This is a genomic window from Xanthomonas sp. WHRI 7065, assembly GCF_040203115.2.
Lineage (GTDB): Bacteria > Pseudomonadota > Gammaproteobacteria > Xanthomonadales > Xanthomonadaceae > Xanthomonas > Xanthomonas arboricola.
Window position 1 is genome coordinate 3,133,076 of record NZ_CP168194.1, and the last position, 16,293, is coordinate 3,149,368.

Below are 16,293 nucleotides of genomic sequence, written 5' to 3' on the forward strand. Positions count from 1 at the left end.
AGGCTTTTCATTCACTTCGGCAGGACTGCCGAGAAATCGACGTCCTTGGCAACATAAACGTTCAACACGGTGCCCTGATTGATCGTCAAGGTTGCCGGACGACGCCCAGACTTTTCCACAGCCTGCTCGGCGAGCTGCTGCATGCTGCGAGCAGTATTACTCTCGAAGGGCTGCTGAGTGACGATTCCGCTGCCAACACCGATTGTGGTCGTTTCTGGGCCATATTCAGCAGCTGCATACTTGAATGCATCGCTCAACAAGCTGATGAACAGCGCCGATGCAATCTTGTTACCCCAATGCGCGCTGTAATCACCCGGATGGCCGGCGCTGCCGAGCGTGTCGATACCAGGGCCGACCAGCGTGACATCCAGCCCGGTCGGCGTGGTGACGCGATCCCACACGACCTGCAGGCGCCTGGTCGTCGGCTCTCCGGCGCCGTACTGGCCGAGCATCTTCGAACCCTTTGGCAATAGCAGGTTGTGACCATTGATCGAATACACCGGCTCGGTAACGATGCACGAGGTGTAGCCACCGAAGTCGGAAATGATCCGGGTCTCCAGGATGCAACGGATGTAGGTGCCACGTACCAACAAGCCATCCGGGTTGCTGATCGGCTTAGCCAGCGTAACAGGACTTTCTTCTTGGCCAGGTGCGGGCTGAGCGGCCGTTTGCCCAGGCATGCCGGCGCCGTTTGCGGCAGATTCGGCAAGGATACGGCGCTCCAGCAAGGTCGGGCCGCGCTGACGCTCCGGCGCTGAGCTGCCCTCTTCGCTGTCATCAGTCGGCATTGGCGGCAGGGGCGGCAAGCTAGGTTGCTGGGCGAGTGGAACTGGCGCCTCCTCCACCGGCGCAGTCATGTTCTGCGGCAACGCTGGCGCAACCACCGTCTCCGTACGCTGTTTGGGCGGGGGAGAATCCTCTCCACTTTGTGTCGCCAGCCAGAAGATGACGAGAATCAACAACGCGGCAATGGCAGCCAGAAACACCAGCGCCTTGCGATTCAGACGCTTGATGTCGCTGGAACGCAACACTGGTTCATTGGCGTCAAGGTCCGGTTCGGCACCTGCCTGCTGACGCGCAAAGTAAGGATTGTTGCGCTCGTTGTACTCACCGTTGCGCAGCTCTTCCCCGCCATTGTTCGGGGAGCGCTCATCAGGGCTGTTTGGAATATTCGAGTTCACTTTTGCTTGTTCCTTCGCAGACCGACGACGTTATCGCCATGGCGAACCACCAGGAAAGGGTAAGTCCCGTGCACGATCAGGGTGTTGCCCTCCACCGTGGTATTGACGAGAAAATCCTCCGCGTGTTCCTTTTCGCGGGCAAAAACTGCCGGGAAATTCCCGGTCGGAAACCGCGTCAAATCCATATTGATATAGGTGAACTTGCCATCGTCATAGACGCGGCTTGGAATAAGCCAGGACTTCTTGGCACGTGTCGCATAGTCGTAGTCGTAGTAATAACGCCGATCTTTCAAAATCTTGGCATTCAACAACGGGCCTTTCTTCGACGTATCCGCGTCTTCGACATTGTTGAAGCTTGTGTCCTTCGGATAGGTGAACACGACCTTATATTGAACGCCAGCCTGCTTCGCCTGCTCGAGGCGCTGCCAGTCCGTTGCAACCACCTTGAGCTCAAGAATGTAGGAATGCGTTGCCGTACGAATCATCATGTTCGTATCGACGTCAACATTCTTGGGCTTGAGATAAAAAACATTCTCGCGCCGCGTCAGTTCCCAACCACCAGTAAAGCCTGTGCTGTAATCCAGGATCTTTTCGTTCGGGCTTAGCTCGACCTGAGTGGTAATGCCAAGACCGGTGCGCACCTGGTAGATGCGGTCCGGAGCATACTCATACTCCTGAACCACTTGAGCGGCAACCGAGAAAGCGCATATTGCAAGTGGCAGTGCTGAAAATAACGCAGCGCTGTACCGATTAAAAAGTTTCATCGACCACTCGCTCCATTGACATTGTTCTGCATCCCCTGGGGTTGAATCGCGGGCTGCGCCGCAGGCTGAGCTGCTGGCTGCATTTGATCGGGAAAGGCGGGCTGCATCTGCTGTTGAGGCATGCCACCCTGCGGAAGTGCTCCCTGCTGCAACGGGACGCCCCCCTGCTGAACTGCACCAGAGGCGTTTGCCGCGCCAGGATCGATCATGCCAGTACCAACCTGCTGTGCCGCTGACTGAGGCTGCGGGTTGATCAAGGCCCCACCGGCAGGAGCAGCTGGCAACGAGGAGTAGTCGTTGTCTACCCGGTAATCAGTTACTCGGAAGCCTAGAGGATTTTCGACTCGCAGGCTGTCACTCATCTCCAGATTATCTTGGTAGACAAAGCCCATTGTCGCGATCTTGTTGTCAAGCAGCGTAGAGACCGTCGAATTCTTGTCGTACACAGTCCGTTGAAAACGTACGGTCGCCCCTTTGTAGGGCTGTCCTTTTCCGCCAATCAACGTAATACTCAGAATGTTGATGCGAATGGCACGCAGCTTTCCGTACGTATTCAAGGGCCGCAACGGATTGTTCGCGGAGTGCAGCGCCCGATATTCATTCACAACATTCGTGGCACCCATTGCCGATACAGTATTCCAGTCGCGCTGACCGATGATTGAGAGATCGAATGATTCACGGGCAATAATGAACCGGGCAATATTGCTACGCGCTAGCGCCTCGCTCGTACTAACTGCACGTCCACCAAAATTCGCCTCGAGTTTTGCGATCGTGCTGGTTCCCGAGTAGGCGTCCGCCATCACCAGGTACGGCACCTTCTCTTTCAGCGGCAGCATGTAGTAATAGCCGCCGGCCGTCATAACGGTAATGATCATGGAAACGGTCGCTACCATCCATGCACGCTTTTCGCTGCGGCGTGCGAGATCGGCGATGCTGACCTCGTAGTTCACCGCTTTCTGGACGGCCGCACCCACTTGGGCAGATCCGTCCTTTTCACTGACCTTCTTACGCAACATGTCTAGATCCGTCACCGTAGGGCCTTGTCAGCCCTGAAACTATTGCCGCGACGTGCGCGGACACATGGGAGGCTTGAGCTGGCTCACCGACCCGAATGCTGGGAGCATCGGATCAGCAGTTCAGCTCTTAGAGCTTGGCTCCAGACGACACCGGCACCGGCTGTACCAGCAACTTGTTGGCGGAGACCGATACCGACACGCCCTGCGCCGCGTAAACCGCGCTCAGCTCGGTGGCGGCTTGCTGCACGCTGGTGGTGCTGATATTGGAAACCGGGGCGATCAGGGTGTAGTCCGAAGGCAGGTTGTAGGACAGCTGCATGTTGGAATCCGTGGCCCACCGTTCCAGCATCGTCTTCAACGTGCCGTCCATCGGCGTGGCCTGATACGTATAAGAGGTGTAGAGCGGAATTTCGGTAGGTGCTTCGTCAAAGTGATTGACGTGCTTCCAACGTCCACCAAAATCGGGAGCAGGCTTGGTCGCGCAGGCACCGACCAACGCAGCGACCACCAAGACCAGCGACAGCTTGGACACAGACATCGGATTCACTCTGACTTCTCCAACTCATGAGATTTCGGGCTTAAGACGGACAGCACAACAGCTCCGCTCACCTTCGGGTGACGGAGGGGATCTGCCTTTGATGACTCGATCGAGTGTGCGTGGCCGCCCGAACCAGCCCGAACAGGCCAGTCAGCGCGATGCATTCGCACATCCGGTAAAAATGAATACGCCGAAGAACCATCCATAGCCTTACTCCTGTACGACCCCGTCCGGCGCCGCCCCTCTTAACAAAAAATCAACACTGCGCGAATTCTGGGTAACTTTGCCCTTAACGAACACGTGAGTCAAGAATTACCGGCGCCCCTTCGCAGCCGTTGTGCGACAACCGTCACAACCTGATGGAAAGCGTTTTCACGTCTGTCTTGGGCAGCAAGCGCGCGGTGAAATAGCGGTCTTCGTAGTAGCGGATCTTGTCGCATTTCACCGGATGCGGGATGCCTTCGTACAGGAAGACCTCCTTCTCGTTGCCCATCGCCTTCAGCTCCTGCGGCAACATGAGCGCACGCCGCTCCTCGGAAATACTCCGGGTGGTTTCCCTGCCTCGGGTGACGTTCTTCTTCTTGATGGTGGTGTAGCCCAACATCTCGGAGTAGTCGTTCGCATCCTGCTGCTCGCGCGGCGCGTACAGGATCTGCAGCGCATGGTTGGTGATGATGGTGCGCGACAGATCCTTGCCGTAGGTGGCGTCCAGCTGCGCCATGCTCTGAATGATCGGCAGCAGGCGAAGGTTGTAACCCGCCATATAGGCTACCGCGGTGGCGATGATGTCCACTTTGCCGATCGAGGTGAATTCGTCCATCAACAGCAGGCATTGGTACTTGAGCTCCGGATTGGACTTCGGAAGCTCGCGGGTATTGAGGTTGATGATCTGGCTGAAGAGCAAGTTGATGATGAGCCGGCTTTCGGCCAGCTTGTTGGGCTGGATGCCGATATAGATCGTCATCTTCTTCTTGCGCAAGTCGGTGAGCAGGAAGTCGTCCGCGCTGGTTGCCGCATCCAGGACCGGATTGATCCATGCGTTGAGCGGCTCTTTCAGGGTGCCCATGATGGACGCAAAAGTCTCATCGGCCTGTGACAGCATGTTGGCAAATGCCGAGCGCGCATTGCTGCTGAGGAACCTACGCTCGGACAGCGACTTGAGGTACTTCTTGAGGTCTGTGCCATCCCCGGACGAGAGGCGATAGATGCCGCCAAGCGTGGGAGCCCCTGCCCCGCCCGGGAAGCCGAGCGACAACTCTTCGTCCTGGTTTTCGAACAGATACAGGGCGAACGCCATGAAGGCATTACGCGCCTGGCTGACCCAGAACTTCTGGTCATCCGACCCGTCCGGATACAGCATCGCGGCAATGCTCATCAGATCCGACACGCGGAAGGCGGGGTCACTGGACACGTAGGTCAGCGGATTCCAGCGATGCGTACGACGGTCTTCGGCGAAGGGATTGAAGAGGAACACCTCATGCCCCTGACTGGCGCGCCAGCCACTGGTGAGGTCGAAGTTCTCCTGCTTGATGTCCAGGACCACTACCGATTCCTGGTACTCCAGCAGGTTGGGAATGACCACGCCGACGCCCTTGCCGGAGCGCGTTGGCGCGGCGAGGATCACGAACTGTTGCCCGCTCAGCCGTACAAGCTTGCCGTTGAACTTGCCCACCACGATGCCGTTGCCGCTCGGCTTGAACAAACCGTGCTTGGAAAGGTCTGCCGCTCCGGCAAAGCGCGCGTCGCCATGCAGCGCCCGCGCCTTCGGCTTGACCAGGAGCACGACCGTGATGGCCCAGATGATCCCGGGCAGGCCAAAGCCGAGAATGCCGGACATCTTGATCTTGGTTGCGTAAGGCGCCACTTCCGGCAGGCCCAGCGCCTTGACGTAGCGGTAGTAGGTATCCCACGCGTACAGCCCGGTATCGAGCCGCAACAACAGAAGCGTCAGATATCCGGACAGGAAATATCCAACAAGCAATGTCACCACGGTGGCGATTGCAATTATTTTGGCTTTGGACACGCGCCCCTACTCCTTGGCTTACTTCTCAACGGCACTCAGCGACGGACGACGGGTTTGTGATCGACCAGATCCGACTTGCGTCCACCACTCTCGCTCTCGACGAGCGAATCGATCCAGACTCTGGCCTGATCCAGGGAAAGATCCGGCGTGATCCGGGTTCCGGCATCCGTCACCACGGCATAGGCCACCACGGCGTCGGGCGCGTAGGTGTCTTCGCGGGTGATTGCCACGATACGGTACCCGCCCCTGGTCAGCACCGTGTGCTGATACTCGTCCATCGCCAGCCTTCCTTTTCGTCAGCGCGGAGGCGATGCTAAAGCAAGACGTGTGATGGAGAAAGCGGTTTCGGCCAAGCCGGCACAACCGCGCGCGCATTCGACGCGAGGCGACGATCGGGATGCGTCACCGCCGGTGGAATTCAGTGAGCGCTTGAAGTGCTTTCAGAGTCACGCACGTGCCTTGCGTTAAAAAGAACTACCTGCCGCTTCGTGGAGGATGGGTGACCAGCGCTGCGACGAAATGACACGCGGAGCGGAAGCTTGGCCTGGCGCCAGGACCTATTACTCAGGAGCGAAAGAGCGCCCGGCTTGCTAGGCCACCGCTCCGCCGCCGGCAATGCCCGGCCGCTGCACAAAATTCGTCCAACACGCCAGGGCGATGCACAGAAGGAAGTGAAAGCGAGTGTCGAAGACGAAATACAGAACACGCGGAAGCTGCAGGAGCTGCTGCGTAAATCGCTTTGGGATCTGCGGCAGCAGTCGCTGCCGATGTTGAAACCACTCAAGTCGCCGTGCCGTCTGGACTTGGAGTGGTGGGCGGTACAGGGTTCGAACCTGTGACCCCTACCATGTCAAGGTAGTGCTCTACCGCTGAGCTAACCGCCCGTTTCCTGCATCAGCATTGCGCTGTGCAGGGCGCGCATTCTAGCGCAGGGTTTGGATCACCACAAGCCCTCCCTGCGCTCGAACCTTCGGGCTGTCGCCCTGCCCTACGCCAGGCTGGCAGCTTTCAGTTTTTGGATCTGGTCGCGAATCTGCGCGGCCGCCTCGAACTCCAGGTCCTTGGCGTGCTGGTACATCTGCTGCTCCAGGCTCTTGAGCTTGCCGGCGATCTGGGCAGGCCCCATCGCGCGGTAATCGGGCATTTCCTCCGCCACCTGACGCGACTTCGAGCGCCCCTTGCCTGCCTTCTTCTCGGCGGCATCCTCGCGCGCACCTTCCATGATGTCGGAGATCGGACGCGCCACCGATTTGGGCGTGATGCCATGCTCTAGGTTGTACTCGACCTGCTTCTCGCGGCGGCGGTCAGTCTCGTCGATCGCGGCCTGCATCGAACGCGTGATCTTGTCGGCATACAGAATGGCCTTGCCGCGCAGATTACGCGCTGCGCGGCCGATGGTCTGAATCAGCGAGCCGGTCGAACGCAGGAAGCCTTCCTTGTCCGCATCCAGGATCGCCACCAGCGACACTTCCGGCATATCCAGGCCTTCGCGCAACAGATTGATGCCGACCAGCACGTCGAACTTTCCCAGACGCAGGTCGCGAATGATCTCCACGCGCTCCACCGTGTCGATATCCGAATGCAGATAGCGCACGCGGATACCGTGCTCGCCGAGGTACTCGGTGAGGTTCTCGGACATGCGCTTGGTCAGCGTCGTCACCAACACGCGGTCACCGAGCTTGATGCGCTCGTGGATTTCGGACATCAGGTCGTCCACCTGCGTTCCGACCGGACGAATCTCGACCACCGGATCGATCAGGCCGGTCGGGCGCACCACCAGCTCGGTGATCTCGCCGGCGGACTCGCGCAGCTCATAAGGGCCTGGGGTGGCCGACACATAGATGCTGCGCGGCGAACGCGCCTCCCATTCCTCGAAACGCAGCGGCCGGTTGTCCAGTGCCGACGGCAGACGGAAACCGAACTCCACCAGCGTCTCCTTGCGCGAGCGGTCGCCCTTGTACATCGCGCCGATCTGCGGAATGGTCACATGCGACTCATCAATGACCAGCAGGGCGTCCGGCGGCAGGTAGTCGAACAGCGTCGGCGGCGGCTCGCCGGGCGCCTTGCCGGTGAGATGCCGCGAGTAGTTTTCGATACCGTTGCAGAAGCCGACCTCGGCCATCATTTCCAGATCGAACTGGGTGCGCTGCGCCAGGCGCTGCGCTTCGACCAGCTTGTTCTGCGAATACAGCTGCTCCAACCGTTCCTTCAGTTCGTCCTTGATCGTGTCCACCGCGCTCAACGTACGCTCGCGCGTGGTCGCGTAATGCGTCTTGGGGTACACGGTGTAGCGCTGAAGCTTGCGCAGCGTTTCACCGGTCAACGGATCAAACAGCGTCAGCCGCTCGATGTCGCCATCGAACAACTCGATCCGCAACGCCTCGGTGTCGGATTCGGCCGGGAAGACGTCCAGCACTTCGCCGCGCACACGGAACGCGCCGCGGGTCAGCTCGAATTCGTTGCGGGTGTACTGCAGATCGGTGAGATGGCGGATCAACTGACGTTGATCGATGTGCTCGCCCACCGACAGGATCAAGCGCAGTGACAGATAGTCTTCCGGCGCGCCCAGGCCGTAGATCGCCGACACCGTGGCCACCACCAGCGAATCACGACGCGACAGCAAGGTCTTGGTCGCCGACAAACGCATCTGCTCGATGTGTTCGTTGATCGAACTGTCCTTCTCGATGAAGGTGTCCGACGACGGCACATAGGCCTCGGGCTGGTAGTAGTCGTAGTAGCTGACGAAGTACTCCACCGCGTTGTGCGGAAAGAACGACTTGAACTCACCGTACAGCTGCGCCGCCAGCGTCTTGTTCGGCGCCATCACCAGGGTCGGCTTCTGCACCTGCTGGATCACATTGGCGATGGTGTAGGTCTTGCCGGAGCCGGTCACGCCCAACAAGGTCTGTTTGGCCAGACCGGCCTCGAAGCTGGCCACCAACTTGTCGATGGCGGCGGGCTGATCGCCGGCGGGGGAGTAAGGAGATACGAGCTGGAAACGGTCGGTCATGGAGCGGGTCTCGGGGGAGGACTGCACGAATGGCGGAGGCCACTTTCGGTAAAAGTCTGACACTCCATCCCGTGAGAGCCGACCTTACCTGAGCATTGGACGCCGTAGAGACTGCTTGCTCCGAGCCGAGGAGCAGGACGGTGAGAGCAGTGACTCGTTCGTGCACAAAAGGGTACACGGCAGTACAGCTGATGATCGTGATGGCGATCATCGGGATCATGGCGGCCATCGGCCTGCCCAGCTTCAAAGGTCTGATCGAGTGGCAGCGCGCACAGGCACGGGTTCATCTGCTCACCGCGCATTTGGCGATGGCCAGGAGCCTGGCCGTCACGCATCGCCTACCGGTTAGCGTCTGTCCATCCGTCGACGGCGCCACCTGCCGACGTGACAGCGACTGGGGCCAGGGGTGGATTCTTTTCAAAGACCCAACGCGTAATGGGCAGCCTTCGGACGCCGGTTCGATCCTGCGGGTCGAGCAGTATGCTGCGAGCGAAGGCATCAGCGTTACTGGAACGATCGGCCGATCGCTTGTGCGATTTCTTCCGAACGGCCGCAACAGCGGCACCAACATCACGATCAGCCTCTGCACGCGTGCGCACCGCCTGGCAGATGTCATCGTCAACAACTCAGGGCGAACGCGGTCTGTCCGCTACAGGCAACCAACCGCCTGCCCTGCAGGATGAGCTACAGCAAAAACAAAGAGGCCGCGACTAGTCGCGGCCTCTTCAACAACTTGGCGCCCGAAGTTGGACTCGAACCAACGACCCCCTGATTAACAGTCAAGTGCTCTAACCGGCTGAGCTATTCGGGCGGGGTCGGCATTGTAGCAAGATTTTGGGGCATTGCAACAGTCATCAACGTCCCCGAACTCACGCTCTCACCAGCAGTCCGACAAGGCCCCCTTGGAGTTGGTCTTGCGACTAGCCTGGTCAATACTCAAAGTTCCGCACTTGTCGGCTGACTGGACATTGGTCGGGGTCGCAGTAATCACAAAGGTCGACTGAGTCACCTGTGGAGACGGCAGGTTGTAGGCGACTGTCCCGCCCTCCCGAGGCGAAAAAGCCTTGGGTAGCGTGAAGCCCACGTACGTATTCTGCACAGTGTGATAGCGCTCGGCCAGCTGCGCATACTCGACAAGATCTGCCTTGGCCTGCGCACGGCGAGACTTACGCACGTACTCCGAGTAGTTCGGGTAGGCAATCGCAGCAAGAATCGCCACAACCGCGACGACAATCATCAGCTCGATCAGCGTGAAACCGTGGGAAATCAACAGTGATGCGCCCCTGCCACGGGCGCCGGTTTCTCTGGCCCAAGAAGATCTCATTGCACCTGCCTCCAGGACTGACGTCCGCATGGATAGGGAACATACATCGGGTCGGCACCTGCAACGCTTATCACCATCCAGCAGGAGCTCCCCCCAGGCGGGGGCGCTCCGCCAGACTCTGCTGGAGTCAACCGCGGAATAGCTGATATGCCGACGTCCTTCACCGGAGTAGTTCCTTGCGTTGTCAACGAAGTCGCGGCAGTTCCCGAAGCAAACGATGCACCTGTAGGCGAATTACGGCGCGCCACATCCAGTGCGGCCCCACCCGTCCTAGTATTCAACCCAAATAGCCAATTGCTACCCTGGGCAGCACATCCCACGCTGTTTGGATTGGGGACATAGGTCGGAATAAAAACAATACCCGATGCGACGCTTGGATTTCCCACCATACGCTCGCCGGCTGGCAGATCGACATACCAGCCACGCCCACCTGCCGGGCTTGCTCCCAACACCAGACTCCGCGTACCACCAGAACTGGAGATCGTATTGGCCTGCAGGTTGGTGCGCGTCAACGCACTCGTGATTGCTCCAGCGGAAACGTCATTGATCCCATACAACGACTGGATAGCAGTATCGAATGGATCATTTACGAATGAGAAGCTTCCGGTTCCGAAGAAAAGCATGACACCGCCGTTATCGCCAGCAGTAGCAGCGAGTCCGCCGGTAATCGGCTGACGATAGGTAGAGCCGTTCTCGGTTGAAGTACGGCTTGTAAAGAGCGGCACGGAAACAGATGTCACGGTGCTACGAAGGTCAAACTTCCAAAGGGCTCCTTTTTGATCGGCTGCGTAAACAGTGTCCGCATATCCATCACGAACCCGATCAGCTTGGCTGGCACCGCCCCAGCGATCAACAACAACGATGTTGCCGAGACCGTTGCTTCCGGCGACACCTCCTCCACTCTCTGCGGCTTCGATCATGGTAATCGTGGGTGCGCCCGCCTTGATATCAACGACAAAAAGAACGGCTTTTCCACTGGCGCTGTTATAGCCATTGCCAAAAATCGCTTTCCATGTCACAGCGCCGGATGCGTTAGCAACTGGAACGATAACCGGCTTACCAAGCACATAGCCTATGTTGTTACGGACTGCCGCAGGCAACGTGCTATCAAGATCGCTGATTTCCCAAAGACGATTGCCTGCCGAAATACTTGTCGGCGTCGTGACGTCCATTGCAAAAATGCTACGTCCGCCCGCACCTGCGGTCCCTACAAGAGCTGTCTTCCAGGATCCACCATAGTAAGCATCCGATACGGTCAACGGCCCATCCACGTAGTAGCGATGGTCAAAGTCTTGGTCACTTTGATCGGTTGGATCGTAAGGAAGTAGCAAATTACCCATGTGACCGAGCGCAGTTGATGGAATATAAGCGAATCGCTCTACACCGCCATTCGAATTCATTACCCCATTTGCGCTCATGCCGCCATCGAAGCCATGCAACATGCCGTCGTTGGCACCAACATAGACCATATAATTTCTGTTTGCCTTCTTGGAATCCAAGTAAGCGCCATAAGTACTTCCAGGCGTGCCCGCCAAACCACGATAGCCATAGTCATCCAATGGAGAACTGATGACAGGCGTCGAATTGACGATATCGCCAAGCACAGTGGTTCTATCACGTAAGCGACCACCGCTGCGGACTTCCCCAGACGCATCCCCACGCAAGTACGCGGTAGCGGTAGCTGCGGTCGCTCCCAGTGCGGAAAGGTCCGACTCAGTGCACAGTGACATCCCGGGATACAGCGACGTCGATTTGTTACAAAGATCTGCAAGAGAAACATTAGTCGCATTGAAGGCGCTAACTGATCCTGCCTTGCTGACCAAGACATTGCGTGCCGCGGCAGAGGGCATTCGTGAACTTGCCTCCCACGCTGCCGTGGTCACTGCGACCCGAGTCGCTGGATTGATAGAAACGGTATAGCCGGTAAGACGGCCAAACCAATCGGTGCCCTCATTGGCAATTTCGTAGTTGGGCACCACTGAGAACGAGCCAGCACCGATACGCGCACCGCTCTGCGCGAGCGTTCCCGAGGGAGACGAACCGGATGTCACCGAAGAGAGAACTCTCCGCATCGCAGCTGTAATTTCCGCCGGAGTCTTCGCGTTTATGTATTGACCGCGAGTATTGGTTGCCGCGTGCCAGATGTCATCAACGGTGCTTCTTTCATCATTTTCACGCGGCGGCCAATTTTGGTAAATCGCCGGAGTGGTGTAAGCATCCTGCACCACATCGGGATTGAACAAATTCCCTCGCGCACCCAGCGTAATACCGTAAAAATTTACGTGCAGATTCTTCTGGCAATCCAACCTTACATTGGCGTTTGCAGTGCTGCAGGAGCTTGGCACAGGCACAAGACCGGAGGCCAGGTCCGGCCGAATAGGGGATCCGCCGTTAACATTATTATAGTACTTTGCAGCGATATCCCCCATAGTATTATCGTAACCGTCAGCGAATGGAACTCCCATTCCACCATCGCCTTGCGCATTACTGACCTGCGGCCCATCCTGGTTACTGTAGCCATCAGTAAAAAGCATTACGGCATTTTTCTGGCAAGCCAATTGGACTGGAGCAGCGCTATCTGTGCGCTGGAATTGAACCCCTGCGGCGTTTACCGCTTGGCGATTTGGTGTACCCCCGCTCGCAGGCAATGCGAGGATCGAATTGTAAAGCGCCGCCTTTTCACTTGCCGTTGCCATATTTCGCATTGGCAGCCTGTCCGTAATGGCATCATAGCTAGTGTGCTGATTAATGCGAAAGAATCCCACCCGCATATTATTGACGTCAGCCAGCGACCTAGTCATGCCCGCAATAATTGCCCTATTGCGATTACCATAGAAAGAAAACCAATTTGCAAAGTTTTGCAAGGCAACGGTATTGGTTGTGCCGATCGTGTATTTCCACATGTCGCAGCCCGTTCCGCACACATCTCGTACACGCTCGCGCGGCACTGAGTCATACGCTGAGGCAGAGCCAGGAAGGACTGGCCGAGCATCATTATTACTCGTATAAGGAACAAAAAAGGTTGCAGGCCAAAACCTTATCAGCAGTGTCTGCGAACCACCATTCCAAGTGACATCAGTTGTCGTCGTTGTCTCAGCTCCGAAATAGAGATTATTGTTATTATCCCTAAAGCGCTGCCTGTAACTTGTACCTCGGGGCAGAACCATCCTGTTCTGAATTCGAAAGCTACTACTGAAATCCTCACCCATGTAGTTCGATGCCAACGCGACGGTCGCGGATTGCAGCGGATTAATACGGGTATTCAGCGGGTCAGCCTGAGGAAAGGGAGTGCCATCGTTATTGATCCACGGCTCGTATTTGACTGTCGGATCATAATATGTTGGATTGTAGGCAGCCGAACGCGCGAAACCAAGACTATCCAACGGAGGAACACCCAATCGGTTTTCATCGATACGGACGCCAGGAAGCACGTGGTTGTAACCACATCCAACGCTTCTCGTATCTTCCGTATTAAGCACTCCGGGGCTTGAGAAAAACGTATATTGCGCTGTACTCCAGCAGCCCTGGCCGTCCTGCCCTGGAAATTGGGTTTGAAACGTCATCGACCCGGAATCGTCGACAGCCATGATGAATGCAGGCGGCGTCTGCACCTGATTATTCATTGGCGCCTGAGCAAGGACGCCTTGACCTTGCGCAGCGATTAGCGCGTAGACGAAGCACGCCAGGCCAACCGCGGCGGCGGCAGAAGCAAAAATTACTTTCTTTTTATGCAAGGTCATGTGCTTCTCTTCAAAGCTTGAAGATAGTGTCTACGGCCGCCTCGGAACTCGCGTTATTCTGATCGTCAGCGGCAACGCCGGTGATCTGAAAAACAGGAGATGCAGGATCGACAGGTTGTCCCATTCCGATGTTTGCTTCCCCCTGAATGCATTGATCTATCTGGCGAACATTGACCGCGCGAGCCGAGGTCTGCGCCTGCGCCCACTGCATAGGGTCAAAGCCATCGTCACAGACTCGATTGATGTCTCCAGAAGCAACTGAACTCGTGGTACCGGTTGGCGCCGTCGTTCGATTGGAAATATTTTCGACGGAGTTTTCAGCGTTTCTGACCACACCTTCAGCCTCCTCGAAAGCACGATTCACCGCCCTATAATTGGCCGCCATTTTTTCTTGCATTCCAGAGACCTGAATGCCTGCAATGCCAATCAATGCAAGCAACACCAGCATGATCAACGCCACATACAAGACTGCACCGCGCTGAGTTGCCGCGGAGTAATTACGTGCTCGATCTCGCGTGAGATGTCTGGTCTGCATTTTCAGTTACCGAAAAGGCGATTGCGGAGGGCGATGGATAGCTCGTAACTAGCGCGATAGCGTCCGTCGTTGGTCGTCGGCGGAATGACCGTGACACCCAGCACGCCCAATCGACTGGCCTCGACTTGAGTACTTGCAGCCGCTACCGTCGGACTACGAGCGAGGATACCGACCTGCACTTGCCCAACGCGACGCCACTGGTTGGCGGCCGCCGCATCGGCTCCCGTGGCCACTCCACTCGCCACACGTTGCTCGGTGATATTACCAACAGGCGGCGTCTGGGTCGCAATCGACGGCGTCGTATCCAATCCATATAGAAATTGCAAACTTTCTATTCCTTCAACCAATTCCTCGCTGACATAGATGCCATTGCTCCCCGCGCGAGCACGCCTTAGCGCGGGTTCGCCGGTATCGGGACTATTGGCAACGTAATACACCAGGGACTCGGCGCGGTACACCATTGTCTGACCAGTGGGCTGTACCACATATCGCCCTGAAAGATTGACGCCACTGGCCGTTACGGATCCCGCAGTCGTGGTGCCAGCAAATACATCCGCATGTGCGCAGTCCGCTATTCCAAACAAGGTGGGGGCAGCTACCCCATCGTCGGTCAGGCGTGCCCAACGTGTCGCATCCATAGTCAAGGTGCTGTTGGAACCAGCTGCTGTGATACCTGTCGCAGGCACGCCCTCGGCAGAAAGATAACGCAATACGATGATGTCGCTGCCTGGTCTCGGCGCGGGGCTCAAATTCTGAATGGAGGCCGGCAAACCTACTATCGAATTCGCACTGGCACCGATCGTTATTTGCCCCCCTGGAGCTGTTCCTGGTGCTTCGTAACCTTGAACCGATACCGAGAAATCTAAAGGACTCCCGCTTCCTGTTGTCGCAGAAAGATTGACCCTGGGATCCCCCTCCCCCTTAACGAATTGCGCTTGATCGTTGACGCACCCAAAGTGGCCCGCCATGCGAATGTCTCGAGCCAGATAATCAAGCGCAAAACGTCCATTCTCTTGTGCTCGCGAAGCACCTTCAGATAGTTGGGCGGCCGTGCGCGACGCTGAAAATATTTGGATTACGCCTAATAAAAGAACCAACCCGATCACTAACGCGATCATCAGTTCGATCAATGAAAGGCCGGACATTCGCGAACGCAAGTTCATTCCCCTAGATCTCCGTTCGCAACGCAAAACTCGTCACTGCCTCGGGGTTTTCCTTGTCCCAGCGCTGATCGCCCCAACTTATTGCCACAGTGGCGACGCCGTTGACATAGGTAACTGTAGCAGCAGCCTTATCTCCAAGCGCCTTGGCAACCTGACATTGCCATCTTGTTATATTCTGGCTTACCGATACGGTCTGGCCTGTTGGATATACGCAGGCGCCAGTCGCCGTCACGGCCCCGGCAGCGAATGTGGCGGCAGTATATTGACCAACCTGATAACGATTGGATCGCATCTGATCAATTAGGTCGTATGCCAGATTGGTCGCTTGCGTCCGGTAATTGGCGCTTTGAACAAACCGCACATTCATGGTCTGCAGCAGCGCAAACCCTAGCAACCCAAATGCGAGTATGAGAATGGCAATCAGCACTTCGATCAGGGTGAAGCCCGCTGCAGAACGTCTATGAGAGAGATGATTCTGGCTCATGTGCAGGTCTCTTTTTTGCTTCGAATTTGCCCGGACGCATTGATTGTTAATGAGCGTTTTAACGGTTGCCCGCCACATTGATCAGGTTGCAATGTAACCTGTTGATCGGCAGCAGCACGGCGGCGCCCCCGCGCATCGAACGCAATGACCGTCCCCGTCGTTGGCCCCTGGACGACCAGCCTTGGATTTCCCAACGAATAACGGAGCACGGTTTCACCTGAGTCATAACTCCCGTTTCCATTTGTGTCGCTCCAGGCCATCACCCCTGCACTCCAGCTCCCATTGCAGGCTGTCCCGTTCGCACTGCCACAGATGCCGCTGCCTTGGCCGTTCCGGATGGCTTCGCTTCTGGACAGCGTGAGCAATGCCATCATTTCGTTATTTGACGCAGCCACCCGATTTGAGCGCACGACGCCTTGGAAACTCGGGTATGCGATCGCTGCGGTGATGGCTAGCACCGCGACGGTTACCATGAGCTCGATCAATGTGAATCCGCGCGTTCGGACAACTAACAT

General features: G+C 57.1%; 15 protein-coding genes and 2 tRNA genes. 2 read left to right on the forward strand and 15 right to left on the reverse strand.

Features of this window, described 5'->3' with window-relative positions; genetic code table 11:
• Positions 1–11: 11 nt before the first annotated feature.
• The 6 genes from ABQY64_RS13100 to ABQY64_RS13125 form a co-directional block, all read right to left on the reverse strand.
• A complete protein-coding gene (locus ABQY64_RS13100; RefSeq protein ID WP_047125105.1) occupies positions 12–1,181 on the reverse strand; it encodes a TrbI/VirB10 family protein in 1,170 nt (389 codons plus the stop codon).
• On the reverse strand, positions 1,178–1,945 hold the full coding sequence (locus ABQY64_RS13105; protein WP_104559472.1) for a TrbG/VirB9 family P-type conjugative transfer protein: 768 nt from the start codon (positions 1,943–1,945) through the stop codon (positions 1,178–1,180). The genes ABQY64_RS13100 and ABQY64_RS13105 overlap by 4 nt, the downstream gene beginning before the upstream one ends.
• Entirely contained in the window at positions 1,942–2,961 is a 1,020-nt protein-coding gene (locus ABQY64_RS13110) for a type IV secretion system protein (RefSeq protein ID WP_349780117.1), read from the reverse strand. The genes ABQY64_RS13105 and ABQY64_RS13110 overlap by 4 nt, the downstream gene beginning before the upstream one ends.
• A 127-nt stretch (positions 2,962–3,088) precedes the next feature.
• Positions 3,089–3,499, reverse strand: a complete 411-nt coding sequence (locus ABQY64_RS13115) for a TcpQ domain-containing protein (protein ID WP_016901077.1) — start codon at positions 3,497–3,499, stop codon at positions 3,089–3,091.
• 349 nt (positions 3,500–3,848) lie between these two features.
• Complete coding sequence (locus ABQY64_RS13120) at positions 3,849–5,522, reverse strand: type IV secretory system conjugative DNA transfer family protein (protein WP_104600351.1); 1,674 nt, start codon at positions 5,520–5,522, stop codon at positions 3,849–3,851.
• A 35-nt stretch (positions 5,523–5,557) separates the two neighbouring features.
• Positions 5,558–5,800, reverse strand: a complete 243-nt coding sequence (locus ABQY64_RS13125; RefSeq protein ID WP_104622871.1) for a hypothetical protein — start codon at positions 5,798–5,800, stop codon at positions 5,558–5,560.
• Between the two features lie 261 nt (positions 5,801–6,061).
• Between ABQY64_RS13125 and ABQY64_RS13130 the strand changes: the two genes are divergently transcribed.
• Positions 6,062–6,361 carry a hypothetical protein gene (locus ABQY64_RS13130; protein WP_349780116.1) on the forward strand — a complete coding sequence of 100 codons (300 nt, stop codon included), beginning with the start codon at positions 6,062–6,064 and terminating at the stop codon, positions 6,359–6,361.
• Here ABQY64_RS13130 and ABQY64_RS13135 read toward each other — a convergent pair.
• Positions 6,332–6,406: transfer RNA gene (locus ABQY64_RS13135), tRNA-Val, on the reverse strand. The genes ABQY64_RS13130 and ABQY64_RS13135 overlap by 30 nt on opposite strands.
• A 104-nt stretch (positions 6,407–6,510) precedes the next feature.
• Entirely contained in the window at positions 6,511–8,532 is a 2,022-nt protein-coding gene (uvrB, locus tag ABQY64_RS13140; protein WP_039522165.1) for an excinuclease ABC subunit UvrB, read from the reverse strand.
• A 191-nt stretch (positions 8,533–8,723) separates the two neighbouring features.
• Between uvrB and ABQY64_RS13145 the strand changes: the two genes are divergently transcribed.
• Entirely contained in the window at positions 8,724–9,215 is a 492-nt protein-coding gene (locus tag ABQY64_RS13145) for a Tfp pilus assembly protein FimT/FimU (RefSeq protein WP_349780115.1), read from the forward strand.
• 51 nt (positions 9,216–9,266) lie between these two features.
• On the opposite strand, the gene ABQY64_RS13150 is transcribed toward ABQY64_RS13145, so the two are convergent.
• The 7 genes from ABQY64_RS13150 to ABQY64_RS13180 form a co-directional block, all read right to left on the reverse strand.
• A tRNA-Asn gene (locus ABQY64_RS13150) sits at positions 9,267–9,343 on the reverse strand.
• Between the two features lie 66 nt (positions 9,344–9,409).
• Positions 9,410–9,769, reverse strand: a complete 360-nt coding sequence (locus ABQY64_RS13155; protein ID WP_047129687.1) for a type IV pilin protein — start codon at positions 9,767–9,769, stop codon at positions 9,410–9,412.
• A gap of 83 nt (positions 9,770–9,852) precedes the next feature.
• Positions 9,853–13,596: a PilC/PilY family type IV pilus protein gene (locus tag ABQY64_RS13160; protein ID WP_349780113.1), complete on the reverse strand. Its 3,744-nt coding sequence runs from the start codon at positions 13,594–13,596 to the stop codon at positions 9,853–9,855.
• 10 nt (positions 13,597–13,606) lie between these two features.
• Positions 13,607–14,131 (reverse strand): PilX N-terminal domain-containing pilus assembly protein, encoded by a 525-nt coding sequence (locus ABQY64_RS13165; protein ID WP_104559467.1) that lies wholly within the window; start codon positions 14,129–14,131, stop codon positions 13,607–13,609.
• A 2-nt stretch (positions 14,132–14,133) separates the two neighbouring features.
• Positions 14,134–15,294 carry a PilW family protein gene (locus tag ABQY64_RS13170; RefSeq protein ID WP_349780112.1) on the reverse strand — a complete coding sequence of 387 codons (1,161 nt, stop codon included), beginning with the start codon at positions 15,292–15,294 and terminating at the stop codon, positions 14,134–14,136.
• 4 nt (positions 15,295–15,298) lie between these two features.
• Positions 15,299–15,778: a type IV pilus modification protein PilV gene (gene pilV / locus ABQY64_RS13175; protein WP_104600345.1), complete on the reverse strand. Its 480-nt coding sequence runs from the start codon at positions 15,776–15,778 to the stop codon at positions 15,299–15,301.
• Positions 15,775–16,293 (reverse strand): Tfp pilus assembly protein FimT/FimU, encoded by a 519-nt coding sequence (locus tag ABQY64_RS13180; RefSeq protein ID WP_349780111.1) that lies wholly within the window; start codon positions 16,291–16,293, stop codon positions 15,775–15,777. Before ABQY64_RS13180 ends, pilV begins: the two co-directional genes overlap by 4 nt.